The sequence below is a fragment of the Pseudomonas sp. AP19 genome (genome assembly GCF_001728855.1).
Taxonomy (GTDB): domain Bacteria; phylum Pseudomonadota; class Gammaproteobacteria; order Pseudomonadales; family Pseudomonadaceae; genus Aquipseudomonas; species Aquipseudomonas fluorescens.
Genome location: NZ_LXJP01000003.1, coordinates 1 through 23,564 on the forward strand (window position 1 = coordinate 1; position 23,564 = coordinate 23,564).

Annotated in this window: 20 protein-coding genes and 1 pseudogene; 5 read left to right on the plus strand and 16 right to left on the minus strand. The window is 58.7% G+C overall.

Annotated elements, in window-relative coordinates; translation table 11 throughout:
- On the plus strand, positions 1–333 hold a 333-nt coding region (locus tag A7D21_RS03800), incomplete at its 5' end, for a MerR family DNA-binding protein (protein WP_069551114.1).
- A 223-nt stretch (positions 334–556) separates the two neighbouring features.
- Here the strand turns inward: A7D21_RS03800 and A7D21_RS03805 are convergent.
- The 7 genes and pseudogenes from A7D21_RS03805 to lgt form a co-directional block, all read right to left on the minus strand.
- The gene (locus A7D21_RS03805) at positions 557–1,390 is read right to left on the minus strand and encodes a thymidylate synthase (RefSeq protein ID WP_033897590.1); all 834 of its coding nucleotides are present in this window, start codon (positions 1,388–1,390) and stop codon (positions 557–559) included.
- Positions 1,387–1,893, minus strand: coding sequence for a hypothetical protein (locus tag A7D21_RS03810; protein ID WP_033897589.1), 507 nt, complete (start codon positions 1,891–1,893; stop codon positions 1,387–1,389). Before A7D21_RS03810 ends, A7D21_RS03805 begins: the two co-directional genes overlap by 4 nt.
- Positions 1,890–3,959 (minus strand): tyrosine-type recombinase/integrase, encoded by a 2,070-nt coding sequence (locus tag A7D21_RS03815; protein WP_033897588.1) that lies wholly within the window; start codon positions 3,957–3,959, stop codon positions 1,890–1,892. The genes A7D21_RS03810 and A7D21_RS03815 overlap by 4 nt, the downstream gene beginning before the upstream one ends.
- Positions 3,956–6,304 (minus strand): site-specific integrase, encoded by a 2,349-nt coding sequence (locus tag A7D21_RS03820; RefSeq protein ID WP_033897587.1) that lies wholly within the window; start codon positions 6,302–6,304, stop codon positions 3,956–3,958. Before A7D21_RS03820 ends, A7D21_RS03815 begins: the two co-directional genes overlap by 4 nt.
- The gene (locus A7D21_RS03825; protein ID WP_069551115.1) at positions 6,301–7,548 is read right to left on the minus strand and encodes a tyrosine-type recombinase/integrase; all 1,248 of its coding nucleotides are present in this window, start codon (positions 7,546–7,548) and stop codon (positions 6,301–6,303) included. The genes A7D21_RS03820 and A7D21_RS03825 overlap by 4 nt, the downstream gene beginning before the upstream one ends.
- Before the next feature lie 110 nt (positions 7,549–7,658).
- Positions 7,659–8,237 (minus strand): annotated as a pseudogene (thyA, locus tag A7D21_RS03830) (thymidylate synthase); the annotation flags it as partial.
- 65 nt (positions 8,238–8,302) lie between these two features.
- Entirely contained in the window at positions 8,303–9,115 is an 813-nt protein-coding gene (lgt, locus tag A7D21_RS03835; RefSeq protein WP_053258518.1) for a prolipoprotein diacylglyceryl transferase, read from the minus strand.
- A 212-nt stretch (positions 9,116–9,327) separates the two neighbouring features.
- On the opposite strand from lgt, the gene A7D21_RS03840 reads away from it, so the two are divergent.
- Complete coding sequence (locus A7D21_RS03840) at positions 9,328–10,074, plus strand: NRDE family protein (RefSeq protein WP_069551116.1); 747 nt, start codon at positions 9,328–9,330, stop codon at positions 10,072–10,074.
- A 98-nt stretch (positions 10,075–10,172) separates the two neighbouring features.
- Here A7D21_RS03840 and ptsP read toward each other — a convergent pair whose 3' ends face one another.
- Both ptsP and A7D21_RS03850 read right to left on the minus strand, forming a co-directional pair.
- Positions 10,173–12,452, minus strand: coding sequence for a phosphoenolpyruvate--protein phosphotransferase (gene ptsP, locus A7D21_RS03845; RefSeq protein WP_053258520.1), 2,280 nt, complete (start codon positions 12,450–12,452; stop codon positions 10,173–10,175).
- A gap of 22 nt (positions 12,453–12,474) precedes the next feature.
- The gene (locus tag A7D21_RS03850) at positions 12,475–12,954 is read right to left on the minus strand and encodes an RNA pyrophosphohydrolase (protein WP_053128161.1); all 480 of its coding nucleotides are present in this window, start codon (positions 12,952–12,954) and stop codon (positions 12,475–12,477) included.
- A gap of 143 nt (positions 12,955–13,097) precedes the next feature.
- Between A7D21_RS03850 and A7D21_RS03855 the strand changes: the two genes are divergently transcribed.
- A complete protein-coding gene (locus tag A7D21_RS03855) occupies positions 13,098–13,754 on the plus strand; it encodes an HAD family phosphatase (protein ID WP_053258521.1) in 657 nt (218 codons plus the stop codon).
- Positions 13,755–13,868: 114 nt separating this feature from the next.
- Here A7D21_RS03855 and A7D21_RS03860 read toward each other — a convergent pair whose 3' ends face one another.
- Genes A7D21_RS03860 through ilvA form a run of 4 tightly spaced genes read right to left on the minus strand, consistent with a single transcriptional unit; the run spans position 13,869 to position 17,561 of the window.
- Positions 13,869–14,336 carry a DUF2269 domain-containing protein gene (locus A7D21_RS03860; protein WP_053258522.1) on the minus strand — a complete coding sequence of 156 codons (468 nt, stop codon included), beginning with the start codon at positions 14,334–14,336 and terminating at the stop codon, positions 13,869–13,871.
- On the minus strand, positions 14,333–15,583 hold the full coding sequence (locus tag A7D21_RS03865) for an SDR family oxidoreductase (protein ID WP_053258523.1): 1,251 nt from the start codon (positions 15,581–15,583) through the stop codon (positions 14,333–14,335). The genes A7D21_RS03860 and A7D21_RS03865 overlap by 4 nt, the downstream gene beginning before the upstream one ends.
- Before the next feature lie 9 nt (positions 15,584–15,592).
- Entirely contained in the window at positions 15,593–16,006 is a 414-nt protein-coding gene (locus tag A7D21_RS03870; RefSeq protein WP_069551117.1) for a DUF2269 family protein, read from the minus strand.
- 40 nt (positions 16,007–16,046) lie between these two features.
- On the minus strand, positions 16,047–17,561 hold the full coding sequence (ilvA, locus tag A7D21_RS03875; protein WP_053258525.1) for a threonine ammonia-lyase, biosynthetic: 1,515 nt from the start codon (positions 17,559–17,561) through the stop codon (positions 16,047–16,049).
- Between the two features lie 137 nt (positions 17,562–17,698).
- Here ilvA and rpiA point away from each other — a divergent pair, with 137 nt between their 5' ends.
- Together rpiA and A7D21_RS03885 are read left to right on the plus strand one after the other, a co-directional pair.
- Entirely contained in the window at positions 17,699–18,370 is a 672-nt protein-coding gene (gene rpiA, locus A7D21_RS03880) for a ribose-5-phosphate isomerase RpiA (protein ID WP_069551118.1), read from the plus strand.
- 367 nt (positions 18,371–18,737) lie between these two features.
- The gene (locus A7D21_RS03885) at positions 18,738–20,684 is read left to right on the plus strand and encodes an autotransporter domain-containing protein (RefSeq protein WP_069551119.1); all 1,947 of its coding nucleotides are present in this window, start codon (positions 18,738–18,740) and stop codon (positions 20,682–20,684) included.
- Here the strand turns inward: A7D21_RS03885 and A7D21_RS03890 are convergent, their stop codons facing one another.
- The 3 genes from A7D21_RS03890 to A7D21_RS03900 all read right to left on the minus strand — a co-directional run bounded on the left by A7D21_RS03890 (position 20,685) and on the right by A7D21_RS03900 (position 23,555).
- The gene (locus A7D21_RS03890) at positions 20,685–21,593 is read right to left on the minus strand and encodes an SdiA-regulated domain-containing protein (RefSeq protein WP_053258528.1); all 909 of its coding nucleotides are present in this window, start codon (positions 21,591–21,593) and stop codon (positions 20,685–20,687) included. It lies immediately after the preceding gene.
- Between the two features lie 120 nt (positions 21,594–21,713).
- The gene (locus A7D21_RS03895; protein WP_053258529.1) at positions 21,714–22,637 is read right to left on the minus strand and encodes an SdiA-regulated domain-containing protein; all 924 of its coding nucleotides are present in this window, start codon (positions 22,635–22,637) and stop codon (positions 21,714–21,716) included.
- Between the two features lie 252 nt (positions 22,638–22,889).
- Positions 22,890–23,555 carry a fumarylacetoacetate hydrolase family protein gene (locus tag A7D21_RS03900; protein WP_053258530.1) on the minus strand — a complete coding sequence of 222 codons (666 nt, stop codon included), beginning with the start codon at positions 23,553–23,555 and terminating at the stop codon, positions 22,890–22,892.
- Between the last annotated feature and the right edge of the window lie 9 nt (positions 23,556–23,564).

Consider the following 23,564-nt stretch of genomic DNA (forward strand, 5'->3'; position numbering starts at 1 on the left):
GGGGGGCATCGAATCTATACCGAAAAGCATCGGTCACGACTCATCTTCATCCGGCAGAATCGTGAACTGGGCTTTCCACTCGACGATATCCGCGAACTCATTGCGCTCGCGGCAGATGCTGATCGTCCGTGTGCTGATGCGTTGTCGGTGGTCAAGAAGCACTTGGCAGAAGTGGAATCTAAGGTAGCTAAGCTCCAGCAGATCCGGATAGAGCTGCTCTCAATGGCAGGCACGTGTGAGTCAACATGCCTAGGCTCGAACACTCCAGACTGTACGATTGTTGAGTCACTGTTCGAACCCGCTGCTGGGGCTCGCTCTGGTTGCTGCTCCTAGACGAGTCAAGAGCATAGGGGGAGCAAGCTGCCATCGAAACCGAATAGCGCGATAGTCTCGACAGGGTGTTTCGAGCGTCCGTCTACACCAAGCGGGCTGGTGCAAGATGTGTTGGGCAGACGCTTGCAGGAGAGACGTCTAAAACGATGAGGCTAGGCCTAGACTTGCCATTCGACACCCGCATCCTGGCCAACCAAGATTGGCTAGCCAGGCATCGACTCAGTTAGATCGATACAGGAGCGGGGATATGAGGATGTGGGTCATAGCCCACAACCTCAAAGTCTTCAAATTTGTAGTCGTAGATGCTCTCTGGCTTACGCTTGAACACCAATTTTGGAAGAGGGCGCGGATCACGAGTCAGTTGCAGCTTAACTTGCTCAATATGGTTCAAGTAAATATGCGCATCACCCATGGTAACTACAACTTCGCCAACTCCCAAATCGCACTGCTGTGCGAGCATATGAGTTAGAAAACTAACTCCAGCCAAATTGTAGGGATTGCCAAGCAATAGGTCACTAGACCGAATATATAAGTGCGCGGACAACTTATTATTTGCCACATAGAATTGATAGAGCAGATGGCACGGTGGCAAAGCCATCTTCCCGTTCCGGGCATTCTCCTGAGGGCTCACAGACTCATCGGGAAGGTACTCGACGTTCCATCCGTGGAAGAGGATGCGACGGCTGTTCGGGTTCGTCTTGAGCGTGTTGATGACGTAGTCAATCTGATTGATGGTCTTGCCGTCCTGGGTAGGCCAGGCCGTCCACTGCTTGCCGTAGATCGGGCCGAGGTCACCGTCTTCAGTTGCCCACTCATCCCAGATGCTGACACCATGCTCCTTCAGCCATTTGGTATTCGTGTCACCATTCAGGAACCAGATCATCTCGTTGATGATGCTCTTGAAATGCAGCTTCTTGGTGGTGAGGAGCGGGAAGCCATCCTCCAGGTTGTGGCGGAATTGGCGACCAAAGACACTCAGCGTGCCGGTGCCGGTGCGATCGCCTTTCTCGACGCCATTCTCTAGCACGTCGGCCAGCAAATCGTGGTACATCTTCATTTCGGTTCCTCAAGGTTCGCGCTGACCAAATCCAGCGCGTCACGTAATTTCAGAATTTCGGCATCTTGCTCTTTGATCTTCCGGCGCAGCTCATCTGCGACCTGATTGAAATAGTCCCTAGACTCGCGGACAGTGTCCAATCTCTTCTTGAACGTGGCACAAGAGTTCTCAGATTCCTGATACCTATTGAACCAATAAAGCACTTCCAATCGACTCTTTTCAAGGCGTTGCATCAGAATCGTCTTAGGATCCTGCTTCTTCTCAGCCTTGACCCTCTGAGCAAGCACTGCAATGCGACGGTTGTCCTTGATCGCCTCAAGCCGCTGCGCCGGGAAGTCACGTTGCCGGATAGTGTTGCGATGAATGCCTGTGATGCGGCTCAGCTCCGCCATCGTCGGCTTCAGTTTCGGATCAGAGGCAATCTGCATAAGCCCCTGAGCCAGCAGCTCAGTGTTCCGGTCGTAGTCGAGCTTATTCTTGGCATCAAAGGCCTGGACTGTCATACCTCAACCTCCTCACCCAGATGTTCCAACACACCCTTGGCTTCCTCCATCGCCGCTCGCAATTCCTCCTCCGCGCCTGCTGAGTTCGGAGAGCTCAAGGCCAAGCTGTTCTGCACATAGATCTCCCGCCATTTAGGGGCATGAGCCTTTGTGACAACGGCGTTTTTGCACCGATTCGGATTGCAACGCAGCGATCCGATGCAGGGAAGAGACTCGTCAAATAGCTCGCGCTGACCGCCATAGCAGAAGCCTTGTCCCACATTGATGATCGCCATGCGCTTCTTGGCCATCTGGGCGATGATTTGCTCTTTGGTGTAGCCAGCCGCCATGTACCCGCTGAACACCTTCTTCATCCGCGCCTTGTGGCTCTCTGCATTGGGGCCGGCGTAGTTACCGTCAGGATCGCAGTAGCTCAGGATGTACTCCTCCTCCGCCATTTGTGTCGGCGCCTTACTAGAAGAACGCCCACCCTTGGACAAGATCTCAGCGATTGCTCCGTACCCAAGCGTCACCGCACTGAACGCCTTGTTCTGGCCAGCACTACCGATGAGGTCACCGAAATGCTTCAGCTGGTGAGAGATAAACGGAAGACCAAGCTCTGCCCTGGCCATCTGATAGGCCAGGGTGTGCCGCAACGTGTAAGGTGAGAACTCCAGGCTCTCGAACTCCTCGTCCGTCAGAATCTCCTCAAAAAACGTGCTGAACTGGCGAGTGATGCCGACGGAGGACATCGAGTTCGGTTCAGCCTCCTGATCGACGGTGTCCACACTGGAGAACAGGTAAGGGTTTTGCTTCACCTTAGCGATGAAGCAAGCAGCACGAATCGCGTCACGCACGATCGGAATCGCGATCCATTTGTCGTCGAACAGCTTGGCCAAGCCTTGGCGATGTTTGATCACGTTGCTGATCAGCAACCAGTAATCGCTCTCCTCCTCCATGCACGACTCAACCAGGATCTCTGAAAGCTCTGAAGGCCGCATGCCGGTGTACTGCGCCACAAGATAGCAGGCACTGTACGAGACGAAATTGATGTACCGACGAAACTCATCGTCCAATCTCGCACTGGTGAGCTTGACCAGGGTTTCAGGTGCCTTGAAATCATGCTGACCGATTTGCGACAGGTACTCAGGTCGAACCTCATCCAATGCTTCAGCCATCGCGTCGGACTCGTAGCCTTTCCTGCGGAGCCGCAGAGCCACGTAGAGATCGAAGTTATACCGCGACAGCTCCTGGGCCCTTGCCAACGAATAGCCACTGGCATTTTGGCGGGTCAGGGCAACCAGATCATCTACAGGCTCCCCTAGAGTGCTTAGGAAATCGACGACTGCGAACGACGCCTCGCGGGAAGCCTTCTCGAACACATCGTTCGGCAGAATACGGTATGTGCGCTCGGAATCAGGGACGTGCTTGAGTACCTTGGCCCAGGCCAGCGACTCCAGCTGAACGTACGGCAGTGGCTCTTCGAAAATCTGCTCCTCGAAAAATGGCGACCTGACCAAGGTAAAGAACTTCTTGAGATCAGGGCCAAAGGCGTAGGGATGAATGAGCGCTGCCTCCCGGTACATACCCGTGTCAAAGTACGTCAGACCATGGTGTGCAACCTCGAAGAACTCATCCGTCATCAGCTGACGCGCCTGCCCCGACATCGTATCCAGGAAGCTCAATCCAGCCTTCATGCATGAAATGGCGGTGTTGGCCTTGATGTTCCTTGGCGAGGCAAACGATCGGGTTGCCGCCGGCATCTTCAGCCAGCAATACAGGGCCACCTTGACCTCCAAGACCGCCGACTGATTGAGCAATGGATACGATTCAAAATTGAGCCGTAGCTTGGCTCCTTGGACGTTCCTGGCTGCGTTCGGATGATCGTCATTGAAGTCCCATACGGCGTCGCCCAAGACGGACGTCTTACTGACAGGCAACGCCATAAGCGCCTGGTACCAAGAGAGTGCTTCCAGCGACACAGGAGTCGGATCGGCGATGTTTCTGCGCAACTCAAGCAGCAGGGTGTGAGCAGCTGTACGCCACTGTTTGTACGCAGCGAGTTCAGGGATCAGAGCATGGTTCACAGCGTTACCCCCTCGGTCAAAATACTGACCTGCAGGTTTTCAGAGAGGCGCTCAGCCTTGGTCAACTCTTCTACGGAAAAGTCCGATGTCTCAGGATCTAGAAGGTTGTTCAGCACATCAAGGTTGTCCAGGATGACGGCTCCGTAAGGCGTATCGAGCACCCGGTTGACCTCAATCATTCTTTGGTAGTCGCGCCGCATGGCGAAGAGCTCCGGCAGGTGCGATACCGTGATGATGCTGTTGCTGCATGAAAGGCACTTGTTAAACAGCGTGCAGGGCTTGCTGGGGTCGTAGCTTGCCAAAGCCTTGATGAATGCTGGTGGATCAAAGACGTTCATGCAGGTCGCCAGGCCAGAACGCAGCGGCATAGCTTCAGGCGCGGACTCGATAGTCGTGGTCGGGATGAGCTTCGGGGCCTCCTCCAGCGTGTCTTGCTGCATTTCATGGAGAACCTTGTTCAGCATCCGGCGCGCCATGGGGTTGAAATCCATCTGATCCAGATAGGCCATGGTGGTGCTGAGGCTCTTATGTCCCAGGAGCACCTGAATCTCACGCGGAGAGACGCCGCGCTCGATCAGCTCGCTCACGAAACTTGGTCGGAAACGTGACGGTGATAGTTTGAGAGGATTGCCATCTTCGTCAAGCAGCCCGTGATCCTGAGAGAACTTATCCAGGGTCTTATTGAGCTGGTTGCCACCAGAGTTCTCAAAGGAATCTACAACACCGTATTTCCTGGGAGAGCTTGAACGGTAGATGAAGAGCTTGTTCTGAGCCTCGACAGGCGCATTCAAGCGGATCTCACGGGTCAGATGCTTCACATCGTCAAAGATTTTCTTGACCACACGGCCTTGAGACGTCGTCAGCCAAGAAATTTCCGCATGGAAAATATCGAGATGAAGCATCTTCGCGCCTTCAGAACGCTCTTTCCAATACAGCAAGCAAGGCCGATCGGTTAAGTCATGGCGTTCAATGAAATCATCCAGCTCCAGTCCAAGCAAAGAGTCAGCGTTCATGCCGGTGACCTGGGCAAGCCGAGCGATGTATGGCGCAATGACTCGACCATCGATCTGATACTGCACGCCCCAGCTTTTATAAACCTCGAAGATAGAAATTGACGAAGTCGAAATAATCGACATAAACGCCCGTTGATAGGGGTCGTTTTTATCTACGGATTCGAAGCTCAAGGGCTTGCAGTCGAGTTTGTTCTCAAAAATCCACCGCGCATTATCGAGAGTGTTAAAGCCTCGGCGTACTTTTCCGTCAGGGTTCAGCGGATTTTCCCCTACCTGGCTTGGAACGTAAGGCTGGGCCAAGCGATTGGTTTCCTCAATCTCTTGCTCAATGACTTTCGAGATTCGGTTTCGCACAGCCTGGGGATAAGGCTTGTACTGGTCAGTCTCACGTTCAGTATCAAACCCTGCAGCACCGACGAAACTGGTCAGCCCCAGGCCCTCAATCTGGATAGCGCGTGCCATCATTTTCCGAGCAGAGCTCATAAGGGTACTGCTGTGGCTGGTCGACAGTGAACGCTCAAGGATCTTGTCCTGGAGATATCCCCTGAGCTTAGGAAGGGAGTACGGCGTTACCAGCTCCCGGATATCCTCCTGGCCTGTGTAGTTGGCCTCCATGAGATAGGCTCGGAAGTATTTAAAAGCCTCGATGAAGTTGTTTTGACCAGACGTACTACTGCTCTTCATTGATGAAGCGCTGAATAGGTGCAGCAAGTGCTGGAAGGGATGCTCCGCTTCCGGGCTTGCGAGGTCAGACAGGCGATGGATGTGGACTGAGCGCAAAGCGCTGAAGACGTCTCGCAAAGATTTAGTGGGTTTGCTCTCTGTTTTCGAGGCAACCCGTTGCTCAACAGTTTGGTAGCTGGAATCAAGTACGCCGAGCTTTCGGAGGTCATCGACGATCTCCTCGAATGTCATCCTCACGAGTTCATATCTCGTCCTCGCGCCATTGAAGCCTGATAACTCAGGAATCTCGCTCAAGAAGCCTCGATCCTTGATGCTATTGCCAAACACCGGGATGGCCAACTTCTCCTCCATAGGCATGCCTTCATACCAAGCAAGCAACCTACGGCGCCAATCGCAAGCGTTCGACGAGTGACCTGGGACAATGATGCCTTCGGAGCGCATCGCATCGAAGATCGGCTCAAAGTATGAAGTGCGCTTAGAGATCGCCATTGGGCTGAGGTTGGTCTGTTCAATGACGTAGTTAGGGGCTACGGCCAAGTCCTCCCCCCTACTGAGGCATACCCTAAGCAACGATTCACGATCATCAGTGACGCGGGCCACAAACGATTCAATGACAGCATCTACCTGAGCGCTAGTCAGCCGACTCATTTCATATCTCCCGCATCAATTTTCAGGCGCGTCTGTTGGGAAAGCTCGGCCATCTCGCCTGCTTTCGTCTTGGTTTCAGTTCCGGGGCGTACGAGCTTCTGGTAGAGGTCGTATGGGATCTGGGTATAGGTTTCCGACGTGCTGAGGCGCGAGTGACCCAGCGTCTTTTGCACGGTCACTAGCCGGTCAAGGTAATCACTACCAATGTCTGGCGTCCTCAACAGGGCATAGGCGTTCCCGTGCCTCAACTTGTGGGGAGAGATCATCCTGTCGATTTTCAGCAGGTTCAGCGCTCGCTCGGATGTGCGCTCCAAGAGCTTGGAGATCGAGCGAGGGGTGTACTCACCCCCCTCCGCATTCAGGAAAGCAGGGGTGTTCTCAGCCCCCTTGAATTGACGCTTAGTCATTTTGTACAGCGGCGAAGCATGGTACTTCTTGATGCGCAGCAGCGTGGCGCGGCTGACCAACGTCTGACGGGGTTTGAAGGAGTCCGCAGGGCCTTTGCTTCCATCAATATGCAGCGGGCAGTAGTCCGCGTTCACCGGTTCTGAGACACCAGGCGAGATGAACAACGTGTCCTGGAATTGAAGGGCATCATCGATGGCTTTGAGGGTCACTCGCGGGACTTCTGAGCGGCGCACGCCTGCGTCGTACATGAACTGGAGCAAGCAACGCTCACGCTCACTCTGCGTGGCCAGGATGAGCTCTCTGAGATTATTCAGGGAACAGGCTACCACCAAGTTCTTGTTAGGACGGGGAGATAGGTACCCGGCAGTGTAAGGGTTAGGCGCGGTACGAGGCGCGGGTACGTCGTCCACTCCCCGGCATAGAGAATCGTTGAAAAACGCCATCAAAGACGAATCCCGGTTGCGCACCGTCGTCTTGGAAAGACCTTCTGCCTCGAGTAGGTGAGCGAAGTACTCCTCGATCACGTGGGTACGGATTTCCAAGAACGCTGAGTCACGCTCGCAATCACGGAACTCACGGCGGTTCATCAGGTACTCGCAGGTGTACCCGAGGTTGCGACCATAGGTGATGGCCGTCTGCTGGGATATATCGGCTTCCCGGAGCGCGTGGGATAGGTAGCCCGAAATCAAAGGCATTAGGCGCTCATCATCATCAAAGACGGCTGTCCCTATGACGTTCACGGCTTCCTGAATTGGGGATTCTTCAGATGGGTCGTCCCGCCTGGTTGGGGACTCTCTGAAATCTAGGGGGGTGCCCCTAACTGCGATGACCTTCACTGCTTCCGTTCTCCTCAAAGCGGCCCGTACTATACACAATGTGCATTTCGTACCGGGGCACAATAAATGAGCTTGGAAGTAAAGCCTTACTACGCAGCCATTGCGTACTGTGCAGGTTCTTCGAGGGGGTATAATAGGAAGACGTCGGAGCTGCGGATATACAACTGCATCGACAGATGCCCGTCATGCACGAACGCCTGGTACAACAGGTGGCACGGCGGCAAGGCTTGCTTGCCGTTGCGCGCGTTCTCCTGCGGGCTCTTGGTTTCGTCCGGCAGGTACTCGACGTTCCAGCCATGAAACAGGATGCGGCGGCTGTTGGGGTTGGTTTTGAGGGTGTGGACCATGTAGTCGATCTGGTTGATCTTGCCGCCGTCCTTGGTCGGCCAGGCGGTCCATTGCTCGCCGTACACCGGGCCCAGGTCGCCGTCTTCGGTGGCCCACTCGTCCCAGATTTTCACGCCATTTTCGTTGAGCCACTTGATGTTGGTGTTGCCGCTCAACATCCAGATCAACTCGTTGGCGATACTTTTGAAATGAAGCTTCTTGGTGGTCAGCAGCGGGAAGCCGTCGGCCAAGTTATGCCGATACTGACGGGCAAATACGGCTTTGGTGCCGGTGCCGGTGCGATCGCCCTTGGTCAATCCATTGGTCACGACGTCGTTCAGTAGTTCGAGATATTGCTTCATGTTATTACCCGTATCGTTGAAGCCGAGGAGGCTGATCCTTCACGGAAGAGCCTCGGCATTCGAATTTAAAGCGCGGTGTTCTTGATGCCTTGCGGACGGTTGTACGCCCACCACAGCAGCCCCAGGCCAGCCAGGATCATCGGCATGCTGAGGATCTGGCCCATGGTCAGCCAGCCCCACGCCAGGTAGCCCAGTTGGGCATCCGGCACGCGCACGAATTCGACGATGAAACGGAAGATCCCGTAGAACAAGGCGAACATCCCCGACACAGCCATGGTTGGACGTGGCTTGCGCGAGAAGATGTACAGAATGAGGAACAGTGCCACACCTTCCAGGGCGAACTGGTAGAGCTGCGACGGGTGGCGCGGCAATTGCGCCGGGTCGCTGAACGGCGGGAACACCATGGCCCACGGCACGTCGGTCGGCTTGCCCCACAACTCGGCGTTGATGAAGTTACCGATACGCCCGGCGCCCAGGCCGATCGGCACGAACGGCGCGACGAAGTCCATCAGCTGGAAGAATGACTTGCCGTTGCGTCGACCGAACCACCAGGCAGCGATCATTACGCCGACAAAGCCGCCGTGGAACGCCATGCCGCCCTTCCACACTTCGAAAATCAGCGTCGGGTTGGCGATATAGGCCGGCAGATCGTAGAACAGCACATACCCGAGGCGTCCGCCGACAATCACCCCCATCGACATCCAGAACACCATGTCGGAGAGTTTCTCTTTGGTCCAGGTGGGGTCGAAACGGTTCAGGCGCCGGGAAGCCAGCAGCCAGGCACCGCCGATGCCGATCAGGTACATCAACCCGTACCAGTGGATTTTCAGCGGACCGATGGCCAAGGCCACCGGGTCGATCTGCGGGTAAGGCAGCATTGCGACTCCTCGTTAAATCATTAGTCATGGCGCACCGGACCATGCCGGTGTGCGATTAAGCCTGCGTTACAGCCGCAATTTCAAATTAAGAAGTTCGCACATACTGAACAGCCTGGCATGTTAACGGATGGAAGGCGTGCGACCCAACTTCGATACGATGGAACGCCCGCCGTTGTGTGGGTAGAGTGGGCAAAACACACAGGGAATGCCTTATGTGCCTGATCGTTTTCGCCTGGCGGCCGGGCCACGCCCAGCCGCTGATCGTCGCGGCCAACCGTGACGAGTTCTACGCCCGGCCCAGTCTGCCGCTGGGCCAATGGCTCGATGCGCCTGACATCTATGCCGGTCGCGACCAGGAAGCGGGTGGCACCTGGCTTGGGGTCAACGCCGACGGGCGTTTTGCCGCCCTGACCAATATCCGCGATCCGCACCAGCCCCCGGCGCGTAAATCGCGCGGAGAACTGGTGGCCCGCTTTTTAAGCAGTTCGCTGCCAATAGATCAGTATTTGGCCGACGTTAACGGCCGTTCGATTGAATATGCCGGTTTTAATCTATTGGTGGGTACACGGGACGAGCTGTGGCATTACAACGCCAATGAGACCGAAGCGACGCAGTTGAAGGCTGGGGTTTATGGCTTATCCAATGCCGGGCTGGATACGCCATGGCCGAAGTTGATCAAGGCCAGGGCGGCGCTGAGTGAGTTACTGGACAACCCCGAGCCGCAAGCCTTGCTGGGGATTCTGAGTGACCCGCAGACCGCGCCATTTGCTGACTTGCCGGATACCGGCGTGGGGTTGGCGACGGAGAGTCTGTTGTCGAGCGTGTTTATCGCCAGCCCCAGTTATGGAACGCGGGCGAGTACGGCGTTGATTGTGAATGCCGATGGCACACGGCGGATGCTGGAGCGCAGTTTCGGGCCGCACGGTGGCCGATTGGGCGAGGTGGAACTCAATATGTGAGGGTGCCTGGGCCGACGCCATCGCAGACAGGCCAGCTCCCACAGTTGGATGCATTCTTCTGTGGGAGACGGGCTTGCCGGCGACGGCCGCACCTCGGCTTAGAGGGTTTTTGCCGAGGCCGGGTTGATCATCCGCGTCAGCCCCAAATTCTTCAGCGCCAGCTGAAGCGAGCTGTGGATAACTTGCGGGTTGTCGATGGTCATCAACTCGGCCAGCAACTCCTTGGCCATGCTCAGGTTTACCTGGCGCAGCAACCACTTCACCTTCGGCAAGTTGGTGGCGTTCATCGACAGGCTGTCAAAGCCCATCGCCATCAGCAGCACCGCTGCCGCCGGGTCACCGGCCATTTCACCGCAAATGCTCACCGGCTTGCCTTCGGCATGGGCGTCACGCACCACGTGCTGCAGGGCTTGCAGGACCGCCGGGTGCAGGTAGTCGTAGAGGTCGGCCACCCTTGGGTTGTTGCGGTCCACGGCCAGCAGGTACTGGGTCAGGTCGTTGGAACCGACCGACAGGAAGTCCACTTGCCGCGCCAGCTCTTTAGCCTGGTACACCGCCGCCGGGATTTCGATCATCACGCCAATCGGCGGCATCGGTACGTCGGCGCCTTCGTCACGGACTTCGCCCCAGGCTCGGTGGATCAGGTGCAGTGCTTCTTCCAGCTCATGGGTGCCGGAGATCATCGGCAACAGAATGCGCAGGTTGTTCAGGCCTTCGCTGGCCTTGAGCATGGCGCGAGTCTGGACGAGGAAAATTTCAGGGTGGTCGAGGGTGACACGAATACCGCGCCAGCCAAGGAAGGGGTTGTCTTCCTTGATCGGGAAATACGACAGTGACTTATCGCCGCCGATGTCCAGGCTGCGCATGGTCACCGGTAACGGGTGGAAGGCGGACAGTTGCTCGCGATAGATCGCGAGCTGCTCCTTCTCACTCGGGAAACGCTGGTTGATCATGAACGGCACTTCGGTGCGGTACAGCCCCACCCCTTCGGCACCGCGTTGTTGCGCACGGGCGACATCGGCGAGCAGGCCGGTATTGACCAGCAGCGGCACACGGTGACCATCGAGGGTTACGCAAGGCAGTTCGCGTAACGAATCGAGGCCCAGCGCCAGTTGTTTCTCTTCTTCCACCACCTCGGCGTACTGCTTGCGCATCAGCTCGCTGGGGTTGGTGAAGACTTCGCCACGATGGCCATCGACGATCATGTCGATGCCGTCGACCTTGGAGTACGGCAGGTCCACCAGGCCCATCACCGTCGGGATGCCCATGGCCCGCGCCAGGATCGCAACGTGGGAGTTACCCGAACCCAACACCGAGACCAGGCCCACCAGTTTGCCTTCCGGCACTTCGCCGAGCATCGTGGCGGTCAGTTCTTCACTGATCAAGATGGTGTTGTCGGGGTACACCAGGTTGGTGGTGCGGTCTTCCTGCAGGTAGGCGAGCAGACGGCGACCGAGGTCGCGCACATCCGAGGCACGCTCGCGCAGGTAGGCGTCGTCCATCAATTCGAAACGGTTGACGTGATCGGTGACCACCTGGCGCAACGCGCCCTGGGCCCACTGGCCGGTCTTGATGACGGTTTTGACTTCGTTACCCAGCGACGCGTCGTCGAGCATCATCTGGTACACGTCGAACAGCGCGCGCTCTTCGGGGCGCAGTTGCGTGGCCAGTTTGGTCGACAGGTTGCGCATGTCGGCGCGCACGCCTTCCAGGGCGGTCTTGAACAGTTTGATTTCAGCGTCAATGTCGTTGACGGTCTTGTCCGGCACCACATCGAGGTCGGCCGGTGGCAACATGACCACCGCCGTGCCGACGGCAGCGCCCGGCGAACCCGGTACGCCGACGAACTTGGCTTCCTGGATGCCCTTGCCCTGGCGACCCAGGCCGCGAATCGAGCCAGTGGCTTCGGCATGGGCGATAACCCCGGCCAACTGCGCGCTCATGGTCACGAGGAAGGCTTCTTCACCTTCGTCGAACTGGCGGCGCTCTTTTTGCTGAATGACCAACACGCCGACCACGCGGCGGTGGTGAATGATCGGTGCGCCGAGGAACGAGGCGTAGCGCTCTTCACCGGTTTCGGCAAAGTAGCGATAACGCGGGTGATCGGCCGCGTTTTCGAGGTTGAGGGGTTCTTCACGCGTCCCCACCAGGCCCACCAGACCTTCATTGGGCGCCATGCTGACTTTGCCGATGGAGCGCTTGTTCAAGCCCTCCGTGGCCATCAGCACAAAACGGTTGGTCTCGGGGTCCAGCAGGTAAACCGAGCAGACCTGGCTGCCCATGGCTTCCTTGACGCGCAACACAATAATCCCCAACGCCGCCTTGAGATCCTTGGCGGAGTTAACTTCCTGGACGATCTTGCGCAGCGTATTGAGCATGGCTCGGGGTCGAACTCCGTCGTCAGTCGCGCGATAAAAGGCGCGGGGCAAGCTCTTTGAGAGCGCGACGATAAACCTCGCGCTTGAATGTCACCACCTGGCCCAACGGGTACCAATAGCTGACCCAGCGCCAGCCATCGAACTCCGGTTTACCGGTCAAATCCATCCGCACCCGCTGCTCGTTGGAGATCAGGCGCAGGAGAAACCATTTCTGCTTCTGGCCGATGCACAGCGGTTGGCTGTGCGTACGCACCAGGCGTTGCGGCAAACGATAGCGCAACCAGCCGCGAGTACAGGCCAGAATTTGCACATCTTCGCGCTCAAGGCCGACTTCTTCATTCAACTCACGGTACAAGGCGTCTTCAGGGGTTTCGTCGGGGTTGATTCCGCCTTGAGGAAACTGCCAGGCATCTTGGTTGATTCGGCGAGCCCATAGCACCTGTCCGGCATCATTCGTAAGAATAATCCCGACATTAGGACGGAAACCATCGGGGTCGATCACGGCAACAACCTCGCAAACGCATGTCGCCGCATTGTTCCACAAAGGTTGTTCCAGCGGCAACGAGGCTTCTTACCTTATGTGCACTCTTGTGAAAAGACCGTATTCTGGACGCCTTTTTACAGACTTTTCAGCGAGTAACTGCAATGCGCCTGGCTTTATTCGACTTGGACAACACGCTTCTGGGCGGTGACAGCGATCACGCCTGGGGCGATTACCTCTGCGAACGCGGAATTCTCGATGCGGTGGCCTACAAGGCGCGCAACGATGAGTTTTACCAGGATTACCTGGCCGGCAAGCTGGATAACGCCGCTTACCTTAATTTCTGCCTGGAAATCCTCGGCCGCACCGAGATGGCCCAGTTGGACGAATGGCACAACGATTACATGCGTGACTGCATCGAGCCGATCATGCTGCCGCAGGCCATGGAACTGCTGGCCAAGCACCGTGCCGCCGGCGACAAGCTGGTGATCATCACCGCGACCAACCGCTTCGTCACCGCACCGATTGCCGCGCGCCTGGGGGTTGAAACCCTGATCGCCACCGAGTGCGAGATGGAAAATGGCCGCTACACCGGGCGCAGCACCGATGTGCCGTGCTTCCGCGAAGGCAAGGTCACGCGTTTGAATCGCTGGCTCGAAGAAACCGGGCACAGCCTGGAAGACAGCTACTTCTACAGCGATTCGATGAATGACTTGCCGCTGTTGGAGCAGGTGACGCATGCGGTAGCCGTGGACCCGGACCCGAATCTGCGGGCTGAAGCCCAGAAGCGTGGCTGGCCGGTGATTAGTCTGCGCGGCTGATAACGCCTTCGCGAGCACGCCCGCGCGCACATTTTGACCGCGCTCCCTCTGAAGGAACCGGCTCGAATGTGGGAGCGGGCTTGCTCGCGAATGAAGTCGACTGGGCCCCAAGCCTTACATCGGCTTCGCCACCATCAAATAGAAAATCGCCACAAACGCCAGAAACGCCGGCCAGCCCAGACCAAACCACCAGCGCATATAGGTTGTCGCCTTGATCGGCATCGCCGTGCCCTCGCGCAACGCCTGCTCGGCCATCGTGTGCACACGAATCTGTAACCACACCACCGGTAGCCAACAGATCCCGGCCAGGCAATACAGGCCGATGGTCCATTGCAGCCAGCTTTGCTGCATCGACCAACCCGCCAAGTGCATCAAGCCAACTCCGCTCAAGGGCTGGAACACCGCCGTGGTCGCGGTAAACGCCCAGTCGGCGAACACCAGGTGTTTGAAGGTCACGGCGATCACTTCAACCTTGCCGCTGCGCCAGGCGCGCAAGGCGTAGTAAGCCGAGCCCGCACCCAACCCGAACAGAATGGTCGACGACAGGATATGCAGGGTTTTCAGCAGCAGGTAAGCGCTCATCGCCGGGGTTCAGTCCAAAGAAGCCAAAGAGTAGCCACCATGAGTACCAGGTTTTTGGCGACCGCCGCGTAGGGATCAAACCAGTAATGGGGCAGGATTATGCTGATAACCACGGTGTAACCTGCCATCAGCAGCAGTTGCAGGATCAGGGTCTGCCTGCGCCAACGCGCGACCAGCAGCCCCAAGCCCAACAGGCCATCACACACGGCCCCGGCGATCACCGCCAGCGTCGCCCAAGCGCCTTGCACGCCCGCTTCGGCCAGGATGCGCAGGCCCCAGTCATAACCCGGGCCGACGCAGACCACTGCGGTGCCCAGCCAGATCAGCACCATCACCGCCAGCATCAGCGGACGGACAGTGCGTTGGCTACTCACTGTTGCCGTCGGCCAATCCCGCAGCCGCGTGGCCAGCGGTGCGGCCGTATAGCCGCACACCGAAGCCAGCACCTCGGGGTCGGCCACATTGTCCTGTTGCGCCAGTGCGATACTTTGTCGATTCAACGCCCGCCAACCCAAGTGGTCTCCCAGCCAACCGCCCAACCCCAGCAACGGCACTTGCCGGTAGCGGCCCGCGCCCCAGCCTTGAGCGGCACGCAGGTGGTCAATGACCTTGGACAGTGGCATCGGCTCAGGGCCCACCAACGGCAGCACCATTGATTCGGCCGGCCACTGCCGCAACAGCGCCAGTACCGCACCGACCACGTCGTCGATATGCACGGGTTGCAGGTGGGCCTTGAGGTTCAGCAACGGAATCAACGGCCAAGGCGAAAGCCCGGCCAACCACGCACTGCTGGCACCACCAGCACCCACCACCAATGAAGGCCGCAGCACCACGCACGCTTTGCCCAGGCCGAGCAAGTAATCATCCGCCGAGCCTTTGCTGGCCAGGAATGGCACGTCGGAGTGCGCCGAAGCCCCCAGGGCAGAAATCTGCAACACCCGCGCACCATGCCGGGCCGCCAGATCAAACAGCACGCGGGCGCCCTGATCCTGGACACGGCTCAACTGCGCCGCATCCACGCTCAGCAGGCCCGCCGCATTGATCAATAAATCAACAGAGTCAGGAAAAACAAAGCACTCGGGGTCGATCGCCAACCGGCTCAAATCCAGTGACCGCCACTCTACCCCTGGCCAGTTCTGACTTCGAGGCTCGCGACACGTAGCGATCACGCGGTGCCCCGCTTGCTGCAAGGCACGCAACAGGTGGCCGCCTACAAACCCTGTGGCGCCGACCAAAAGAATGTTCATGAAGATCCTTTAGACCGGTTTGGCGCCCATCAAGCCGGCAATCGCCACAAACCCCACCAGGCTGACCACCGCCAGCACCAGGGTGAAATTCAGGTTGCCGCCTTCGCCTTTGCGCAGGCGATTAAGCCGTGCCACCAGCCAGAACCAGGCCAGCGCGGCCACGGTATAGAGGAGGCTGGAGCCCAGAATCCAGGTTTGCCCCAGCGGCCAGCCGACCAAGTGCACCAGCCACCAGCCGGTGAACGGCATGCTGACAAGGCTTATCCCCATCAACAACCACACGAACACCCATGGGCGTTGCACGGTGAAGGCCGGGCCGGCGCTGCGTTTGCGCCAGGCCAGGACCGCCAGGCCGAGGCCGCTGAGCAGCAGCAACACGGTGGCGGTGATGTGAATAACCTTGAGGGTGGTCAGCGTTTCCATGGTCTCGATTCCTTATAGGCCGCTCAGTCAGCGTAGTCGCTCAACCGAGGAACAGCTGGTAGGCCGGGTTTTCGCTTTCATCCCAATACGGGTAGCCGATTTGTGCCAACGCGGCCGGCACCAGGTGACGCTCGTCTGCCGGTACTTGCAGGCCCGCGACCACACGGCCGTCGGCCGCGCCGTGGTTGCGATAGTGGAACATCGAGATGTTCCAGCGCCCGCCCAATTTGTTAAGGAAGTTGAACAGTGCGCCCGGGCGCTCCGGGAACTCGAAACGAAACACCAGCTCATCGCTGACTTTAGCCGCGTGGCCACCCACCATATGGCGGATGTGCAACTTGGCCAGTTCGTTCTCGGTCAGGTCCAGCACCGGGAAGCCCTGGCTGGTAAGGCTGGCGATCAGCGCGCTGCGCGGGTCGTTTTCGGGGTGCGTCTGCACGCCGACGAAGATGTGCGCCTCACGCCCGGAGTGGTAGCGGTAGTTGAATTCGGTGATCTGGCGCTTGCCCACTGCTTCGCAGAACGCCTTGAAGCTGCCCGGCTTCTCGGGGATGGTCACGGCGATGATGGCCTCGCGGCCTTCACCCAGCTCGGCGCGCTCGGCGACGTGACGCAGGCGGTCGAAGTTGACGTTGGCGCCGGAGTCGATGGCCACCAGGGTTTGCCCGGTCACGCCACGGGTCTCCACGTATTTCTTGATCCCCGCCACACCCAGTGCGCCCGCCGGCTCGGTGATGGAGCGGGTGTCGTCGTAGATGTCCTTGATCGCCGCGCAGATTTCATCGGTGCTGACGGTAATCACTTCATCCACATAGTCTTTGCAGATGTCGAACGTGTGCTGGCCGATCTGTGCCACCGCCACGCCATCGGCAAAAATGCCGACGGTCGGCAAGATCACGCGCTCACCCGCGGCCATCGCGGCTTGCAGGCAGTTGGAATCGTCCGGCTCGACGCCGATGATCTTGATCTCCGGGCGCAGGTATTTCACGTACGCCGCGATACCCGCGATCAGCCCGCCGCCGCCGACCGGCACAAAAATCGCGTCCAGAGGCCCCGGGTGCTGGCGCAGGATTTCCATCGCCACGGTGCCCTGCCCGGCAATGGTGTGCGGATCATCGTAGGGGTGAATGTAAACGTAGCCTTTTTCGTCGACCAGCTTCAGCGAGTAGGCCAGGGCTTCCGGGAAGGAATCACCGTGCAGCACCACTTTGCCGCCACGCGAGCGCACGCCTTCGACCTTGATCTCCGGCGTGGTCTTGGGCATCACGATGGTGGCCTTGACCCCCAGCACCTTGGCCGCCAGGGCCAGGCCCTGGGCGTGGTTGCCCGCAGAAGCCGTGACCACACCGCGCGCGCGTTCTTCGGCGCTCAGTTGGGTCAGCTTGTTGTAGGCGCCGCGAATCTTGAACGAGAACACCGGCTGCAAGTCTTCACGCTTGAGCCAGACCTTGTTGCCCAGCCGCTCGGAGAGCTGGCGAGCGGTCTGCAATGGGGTTTCTACGGCAACGTCATAAACGCGCGAGGTGAGGATCTTTTTGACGTACTGTTCAAGCATCGGCAGGCATCACTGAGCGGGTTGGGCAGGGCCAAGGAGTCTAACCCGGCTTTTGGCCGGGCGACCACACGAATCCCGAGGTTTTGTTGGGTTATACTCGCCGCCCTCGATAACTCCCCGCCCGTTCCGGAGCCCGCATGACCCAGGATCAACTCAAACAGGCAGTGGCCCAGGCCGCCGTCGATTTAATCCTTCCTAAACTCGACGACAAAAGCATCGTCGGTGTCGGCACCGGCTCCACCGCCAACTGCTTCATCGATGCACTGGCCCAGCACAAGGGCGCGTTCGACGGCGCGGTGGCCAGCTCCGAAGCCACCGCCGCGCGCCTCAAGGGCCATGGCATTCCGGTGTACGAGCTCAACACCGTGAGCGACCTGGAGTTCTACGTAGACGGCGCCGATGAAAGCGACGAACACCTGAACCTGATCAAAGGCGGCGGCGCCGCCCTGACCCGCGAGAAGATCGTCGCGGCCGTGGCCAAGACCTTTATCTGCATCGCCGACGCCAGCAAGCTGGTGCCGGTACTCGGTGCGTTCCCGCTGCCGGTCGAAGTCATCCCGATGGCCCGCAGCCACGTGGCCCGTGAACTGGTGAAACTGGGCGGCGACCCGGTGTACCGCGAAGGCGTGTTGACCGACAACGGCAACATCATCATCGACGTGTACAACATGCAGATCACCAACCCGGTGGAACTGGAAACCCAGATCAATGCGATCGTCGGCGTGGTCACCAACGGTTTGTTCGCCGCGCGCCCGGCAGATGTGCTGCTGCTGGGTACGCCTGAAGGCGTGAAAACCCTTAAGGCCTGAAGCTCAGCGCTGATTTCCTGTGGAGACAGGGCTTGTGTGGGAGCGGGCTTGCGCGCGAATGCGGTGTGTCAATCAACTGATCTGGCGACCGAGACACCGCATTCGCGAGCAAGCCCGCTCCCACATTTAATATGTGCTGACCTGGATAACTGTGTAACAAAACCGCTACTTTTCGCAGCACCCGCGCTCAAAAACCGTGCGCATGTCACGGCATTCCACGCCTCTCTTAGTATCAAATCCGTTACAAATTACACCCAGGCGACCCACGCGTTTAACAATGCGCCACTTCGCACACGCCCATGGAATGAGGCGCGCATTGTGCAATGGGTCTGGGCTTTGAAACCCCCATCACCTCAAGGACGACCTTGTGATAAAGCCTCTTGCCCTCGCTATCAGCGTTGTCGGCACTCTGCTGTCGACGCAAACCCAGGCCTACGATTACGGCCAGCACGCCAATACCACCCTGGAAAAGCTGATCAACGACTACCCCGGCCGTTATCGCGGCACGGCCAATTTCGCCGGCGCGGCAGATTGGATGCAAAGCCAGATGGGTTCGGCCTACAACCTCAGTCGCCAGAACTTCACCTGGAACAACGGCACTCGCGCTTCGCAAAACGTGGTGGCCTATGCTGCAGGCACTAAACCGCAGTACGTGGTGATTGGCGCGCACTTCGACACCTACTTCGGCCGCCCCACCCTGCAAGGCCTGGACGATAACGGCTCCGGCGCCAGCGTGCTGACCGAAGTGGCCAGGAACCTCGGCGGCCTGCCGCTGGAGAACGGCTTGCAGGTCGTCGGCTTCGGCGCCGAAGAAGAAGGCCTGCGCGGCTCCAAGGCCTTCGTCGACTCACTGAGCGCCAGCCAACGCGCGAACATGCTGGCGATGATCAACCTCGACAGCCTGATCACCGGCGACATGATGTACGCCCACGCCGGTCAGAACAGCACGGCCAACCCCGCCCTGGCGTCGCTGCGCGAGCACACCTTGCAAATCGCCAAGGAGCTGAACATCCCGCTGTTCACCAACCCGGGCCTGGACCCGCAGTACCCCAAGGGCACCGGCTGCTGCAGTGATGGCGAGCCGTTCGAACCGCTGAAGATCCCGATTCTGTATATCGAAGCCACCAACTGGGAGCTGGGCGATCTGGACGGTTACACCCAAACCAATAACCCAAAAATCCCCGGCGGCTCCACCTGGCACGACCCGGCAGAAGACAACAAGGCCGTGCTGACCAATGCCTTTGGCCAGGAACGCATCGACCAGCGCCTGCGCGACTATTCACGCCTGCTCAGCCGCCTGGTGCTGGAGCTGACCAACGCCGACTTGCTGGCCTCCACCACGTCGGGCGGCGCCGTTGCGCGCAACCTGCAGGACAACCTGCAACGCCAGCATCAGGCTATGGTGCGTCTGCATGATCGCCGTTGGTTGACCTTGCAAGCGGCCAGCCGCGAGGTCGGAAGCGTAGACGGCGAAATCGGCGTGGACGGCGAATACACCCCGGACAGCGGCTTCGACAGCCCGCTCAACCGTGACACCCGACGCCTGGGCGTACACGCCTTGGGCGACTATCAGCTCACCTCCAGCCTGAATATCGGCGCCAGCCTCAGTTACCTCAATGGCCGCGACACGCTGGAGCAGCGCGGCAAACTGGACAGCGCCACCTGGCAGGCCGCGGCCTATGCCTTGCTCAACGATGGCGGGCCAAGCTGGCTGGCCGGCGACCTGAGCGTCGGCCACACGCGTTTTGATTCCAAGCGTAACCTGCTGATCCAGGCCAATGGCGGCCCGGTGCTGCTCGACCAGCACCTGACCGGCAACACCGACGCCTTGTCGTTGGGCGCGCGCGTATTGGGCGGTTATGACTTTGATTTCGGTGCGATCAAGAGCGGGCCATTTGCCGGCCTGGATTACAGCCACTCGCGCATTGATAAATTCCACGAAAAACAGAACCTGCGCACGGCGCTGGAATACGAACAACAGTCTTTCGACTCCCTGGAAGCCAGCCTCGGTTGGCGCGTGCGCGGTGCCGTTGCCCCGCCCTATGGCATGAGCCTGCTGCCTTACGGCGACATCGCCTGGGTCAACGAATTGGCTGACGGCCGCCTCGAAGACCTGCAATTGACCGCCCGCGCCGACGGCCAGGCGCGCACCGCCAACCTTGGTTCAGTGGACAAGCGCTTTGGCCGCGCCCAGGTCGGCAGCCAGTTGGCGATTACCCCGCAACTGGGTGTGTATGCCGAAGTGAACAGCCGCCTTGGGCATACGGAAGGCAGCCAGACCGGCTATTCATTGGGCGTGCAATGGATGTTTTGATCAGGGCTTTTTGAACACGTAGAACAGGTTCGGCTCGCTGACCACATACAACGAGCCTTCGTCATCCATGGCGATCCCTTCGGCCTGCGGCACACGCTTTTCAAGGCCATGGCGCCCGTTGAGCAAAGAAAGACTGCTCAACGGGCGACCATCAAGGCCCAGCTCCAGCACCAGGAACGATTCATCCGACAGCGCCAGCAGGTGGCCGCTGCGCTCGTCGTATTGCAGGCTCGAGAGGTCGCGCACAAACAGCCCGGCATCGCGCTTGGGGTTGTTGATCACGTGCACGGAGTAGGTTTTTTCCGGTTTGAAATGGGGAAACCCGTGAACCTCGTAAATCAGCATCGGGTCGCGTTCCTTGGCCACAAACAGGCGCTTGCCCACCGAGTCGTACGCCAGGCCCTCGAAGCCGTTGTTACCACCGATGTGCACGCCCAACGTCATCTGCTCAGCATCCGCAGCATCGAGAAATTGGGTGTCGTCATTCACATGCACCTTGATCAGTCGTTGCTGGCTCTCATCGCTGATCACGTAGATGTTGTCGCTGATGAACTCCACCGCCTCCGCATCGCCAAACCCCACCAGAGGAATCCGCCGCAGGATCTTGCCGTCCAGGGACAGCTCGATCAGTTCGGCGTTTTTATTGGTGACCGTAAACAGGCTTTTGCGCACCGGGTCGTAGGTAAGGGCCGAGACGTTGTCGTCGAGACCGTCGATGACCACGGCTTGCAGGCTGACGCGGTAATCCCCCAGGCCAATGGAGCGCTCATCGGCAGGATGGCGCCATGTCTGGAAATTGAACCAGCCACGCTCAAACAGGCGAAAGTGCTGTGCGACCACTCCGGCGGCGACCAGAGTGAGCAGCATCACGATAAAGAACGCGGGTTTGGGGCGGGCAAGTCGACGCATCAGGCAAGCTCAAAGACAAAAAGTGGCGAATAAATATCACGCCGTTCTGAATTTAAACTTAAACGCTGCCGAGTGCCTGGTGAATGCCGCTTATAGAGCGGTAACCGACGCAATCGTCGGTTATTTCTGTTTTTCGAAGCGATAGAACAGGTTCGGCTCACTGACCATATACAACGTGCCGTTCTCGTCCATGGTCACGCCTTCCGCCCGGGGAATGGTGTGTTTGAGACCATTGAAGCCGCCAAGCAGGGTGATGAAGCTGACTTGCTCGCCCTTCTCATCCAACTCCAGCAGCAGGTGGGAGTCGGCCGACAACACCAGCAAGTGCCCGGTACGCGGGTCGACGGCCAGGGCCGAGATGTTGCGCACGTCCAGCGCGGTGCTGGCGATCTTTTGCTTGTCGCCGGTCAGCGTGCTGCCATCGCTTTTCCAGGTGAACAGCGCCGGCGGGCGCTCTTCGCCGAGTACGATGTGCTGGTTGCGTTTGTCCCAGGTCACGCCTTCAAAGGCTTTGTTCTGATCCTTGGACGGGCCCAGGTCGTAAGTCTTGAAGTCCGCGAAATTCAGTTGCTGGGTGCTGGCGTCAACGCTGACCACGGTCAGGGTGTGCATGCGTTCATCGACAATGGCCATCTGGCCGTTCTCCATGACTGTCACACCTTCCGGGTTATTCCAGCCGTTGAGCGGCATTTTGCGCAGCACGTCGCCTTGCAGGCTCAGCTCCACGAGGAACGGGTTTTTGCCCATCACAGAAAACAGGGTTTTGGTCTGCGGGTTATAGGAAACGTCCGAAGCCTCGTCCTTCTCCATACCGGGCAGCAATTTGGCGTCGATAACCGCACGGTAGTCCGGCAGCCACACGCTCGCTTGTCGCTCAGCCGGCGTTTCAAAACGCTCCGCCACCCACAATACGCCGCGATCATCCCAATGCATCGCCCAGGCAACGCCATACACAATTACCGCGACCAGGAACAGCCAGGAATACCAGCGCAGGGCAAAACGTGAACGGGGTTTGGATTTAACGGAAGGCAGGAGCACGGCCATTGAGCGCTTTTCCAGAAAGTCAGCTTTAGGTGATAGCACAGGATCGACGGGCCCGCGCGCAGGAGCCTGTGGATTATCCGGATGGCGTGTGAAAAAAATGCAAAACCCTTCGATTCTGCTAATGATGTACGCAATCAAATGGGAGCGGGCTTGCTCGCGAATGCAGCGTGTCAGTCACCGAATGTGTTGACTGGTACACCGCATTCGCGAGCAAGCCCGCTCGCACATTTTTGACCGCGTTTGGCCGGGTTCTTAGCGAACGCTGCTTTCGAAGCGGCTCACGCCCGCCAGCTCCAACACCAGCTCATCGCCCACATTCAACGGGCCCACACCGGCCGGGGTGCCGGTGAGAATCACGTCACCCGCCTGCAGCGAGAAGCAGCCGGCCATGTGCTGGATCATCGGGATGATCGGGTTGAGCATCTGCGCGCTGTTGCCGTCCTGGCGCACTTCGCCGTTGATGGTCAGGCGAATGCCGATGTCGGTCACGTCCGCAAAGGTGCTGCTCACCACAAACGGTGCGATCACCGCCGCGCCGTCGAACGACTTGGCGATTTCCCACGGCAGGCCTTTGGCTTTCAATTCGGCCTGTTTGTCGCGCAGAGTCAAATCCAGTGCCGGGGCGAAGCCGGAGATGGCGTCCAGCACTTCTTCACGGCTCGGCTTGGCCGACAACGGTTTGCCGATCAGTACCGCGATTTCCGCTTCGTAGTGCACCGAGCCGCGCTCGGTAGGGATGGCGAAACCGCCTTCCAGTGCTACCACGCAACTGCCCGGCTTGATGAACAGCAGGGGCTCGGTCGGGACCGGGTTGTCCAGTTCCTTGGCATGTTCGGCGTAGTTACGCCCGATGCACACCACTTTACCCAGGGGAAAGTGGATGTTGGTGCCGTCGATGTACTTGTGCTGGTAGCTCATGAAACGACT

What these genes read in the sequence shown, in the direction of transcription:
- A7D21_RS03855 (WP_053258521.1), top strand. Translation starts at nt 13,098, where the DNA reads ATGCGCCTGGCTTTATTCGACTTGGACAACACGCTTCTGGGCGGTGAC.
- A7D21_RS03840 (WP_069551116.1), top strand. Translation starts at nt 9,328, where the DNA reads ATGTGCCTGATCGTTTTCGCCTGGCGGCCGGGCCACGCCCAGCCGCTG.
- A7D21_RS03820 (WP_033897587.1), bottom strand. Translation starts at nt 6,304, where the DNA reads ATGAGTCGGCTGACTAGCGCTCAGGTAGATGCTGTCATTGAATCGTTT.
- A7D21_RS03890 (WP_053258528.1), bottom strand. Translation starts at nt 21,593, where the DNA reads ATGCGTCGACTTGCCCGCCCCAAACCCGCGTTCTTTATCGTGATGCTG.
- A7D21_RS03900 (WP_053258530.1), bottom strand. Translation starts at nt 23,555, where the DNA reads ATGAGCTACCAGCACAAGTACATCGACGGCACCAACATCCACTTTCCC.
- ilvA (WP_053258525.1), bottom strand. Translation starts at nt 17,561, where the DNA reads ATGCTTGAACAGTACGTCAAAAAGATCCTCACCTCGCGCGTTTATGAC.
- A7D21_RS03870 (WP_069551117.1), bottom strand. Translation starts at nt 16,006, where the DNA reads ATGGAAACGCTGACCACCCTCAAGGTTATTCACATCACCGCCACCGTG.
- A7D21_RS03805 (WP_033897590.1), bottom strand. Translation starts at nt 1,390, where the DNA reads ATGAAGATGTACCACGATTTGCTGGCCGACGTGCTAGAGAATGGCGTC.
- lgt (WP_053258518.1), bottom strand. Translation starts at nt 9,115, where the DNA reads ATGCTGCCTTACCCGCAGATCGACCCGGTGGCCTTGGCCATCGGTCCG.
- rpiA (WP_069551118.1), top strand. Translation starts at nt 17,699, where the DNA reads ATGACCCAGGATCAACTCAAACAGGCAGTGGCCCAGGCCGCCGTCGAT.
- A7D21_RS03895 (WP_053258529.1), bottom strand. Translation starts at nt 22,637, where the DNA reads ATGGCCGTGCTCCTGCCTTCCGTTAAATCCAAACCCCGTTCACGTTTT.
- A7D21_RS03860 (WP_053258522.1), bottom strand. Translation starts at nt 14,336, where the DNA reads ATGAGCGCTTACCTGCTGCTGAAAACCCTGCATATCCTGTCGTCGACC.
- A7D21_RS03865 (WP_053258523.1), bottom strand. Translation starts at nt 15,583, where the DNA reads ATGAACATTCTTTTGGTCGGCGCCACAGGGTTTGTAGGCGGCCACCTG.
- A7D21_RS03810 (WP_033897589.1), bottom strand. Translation starts at nt 1,893, where the DNA reads ATGACAGTCCAGGCCTTTGATGCCAAGAATAAGCTCGACTACGACCGG.
- ptsP (WP_053258520.1), bottom strand. Translation starts at nt 12,452, where the DNA reads ATGCTCAATACGCTGCGCAAGATCGTCCAGGAAGTTAACTCCGCCAAG.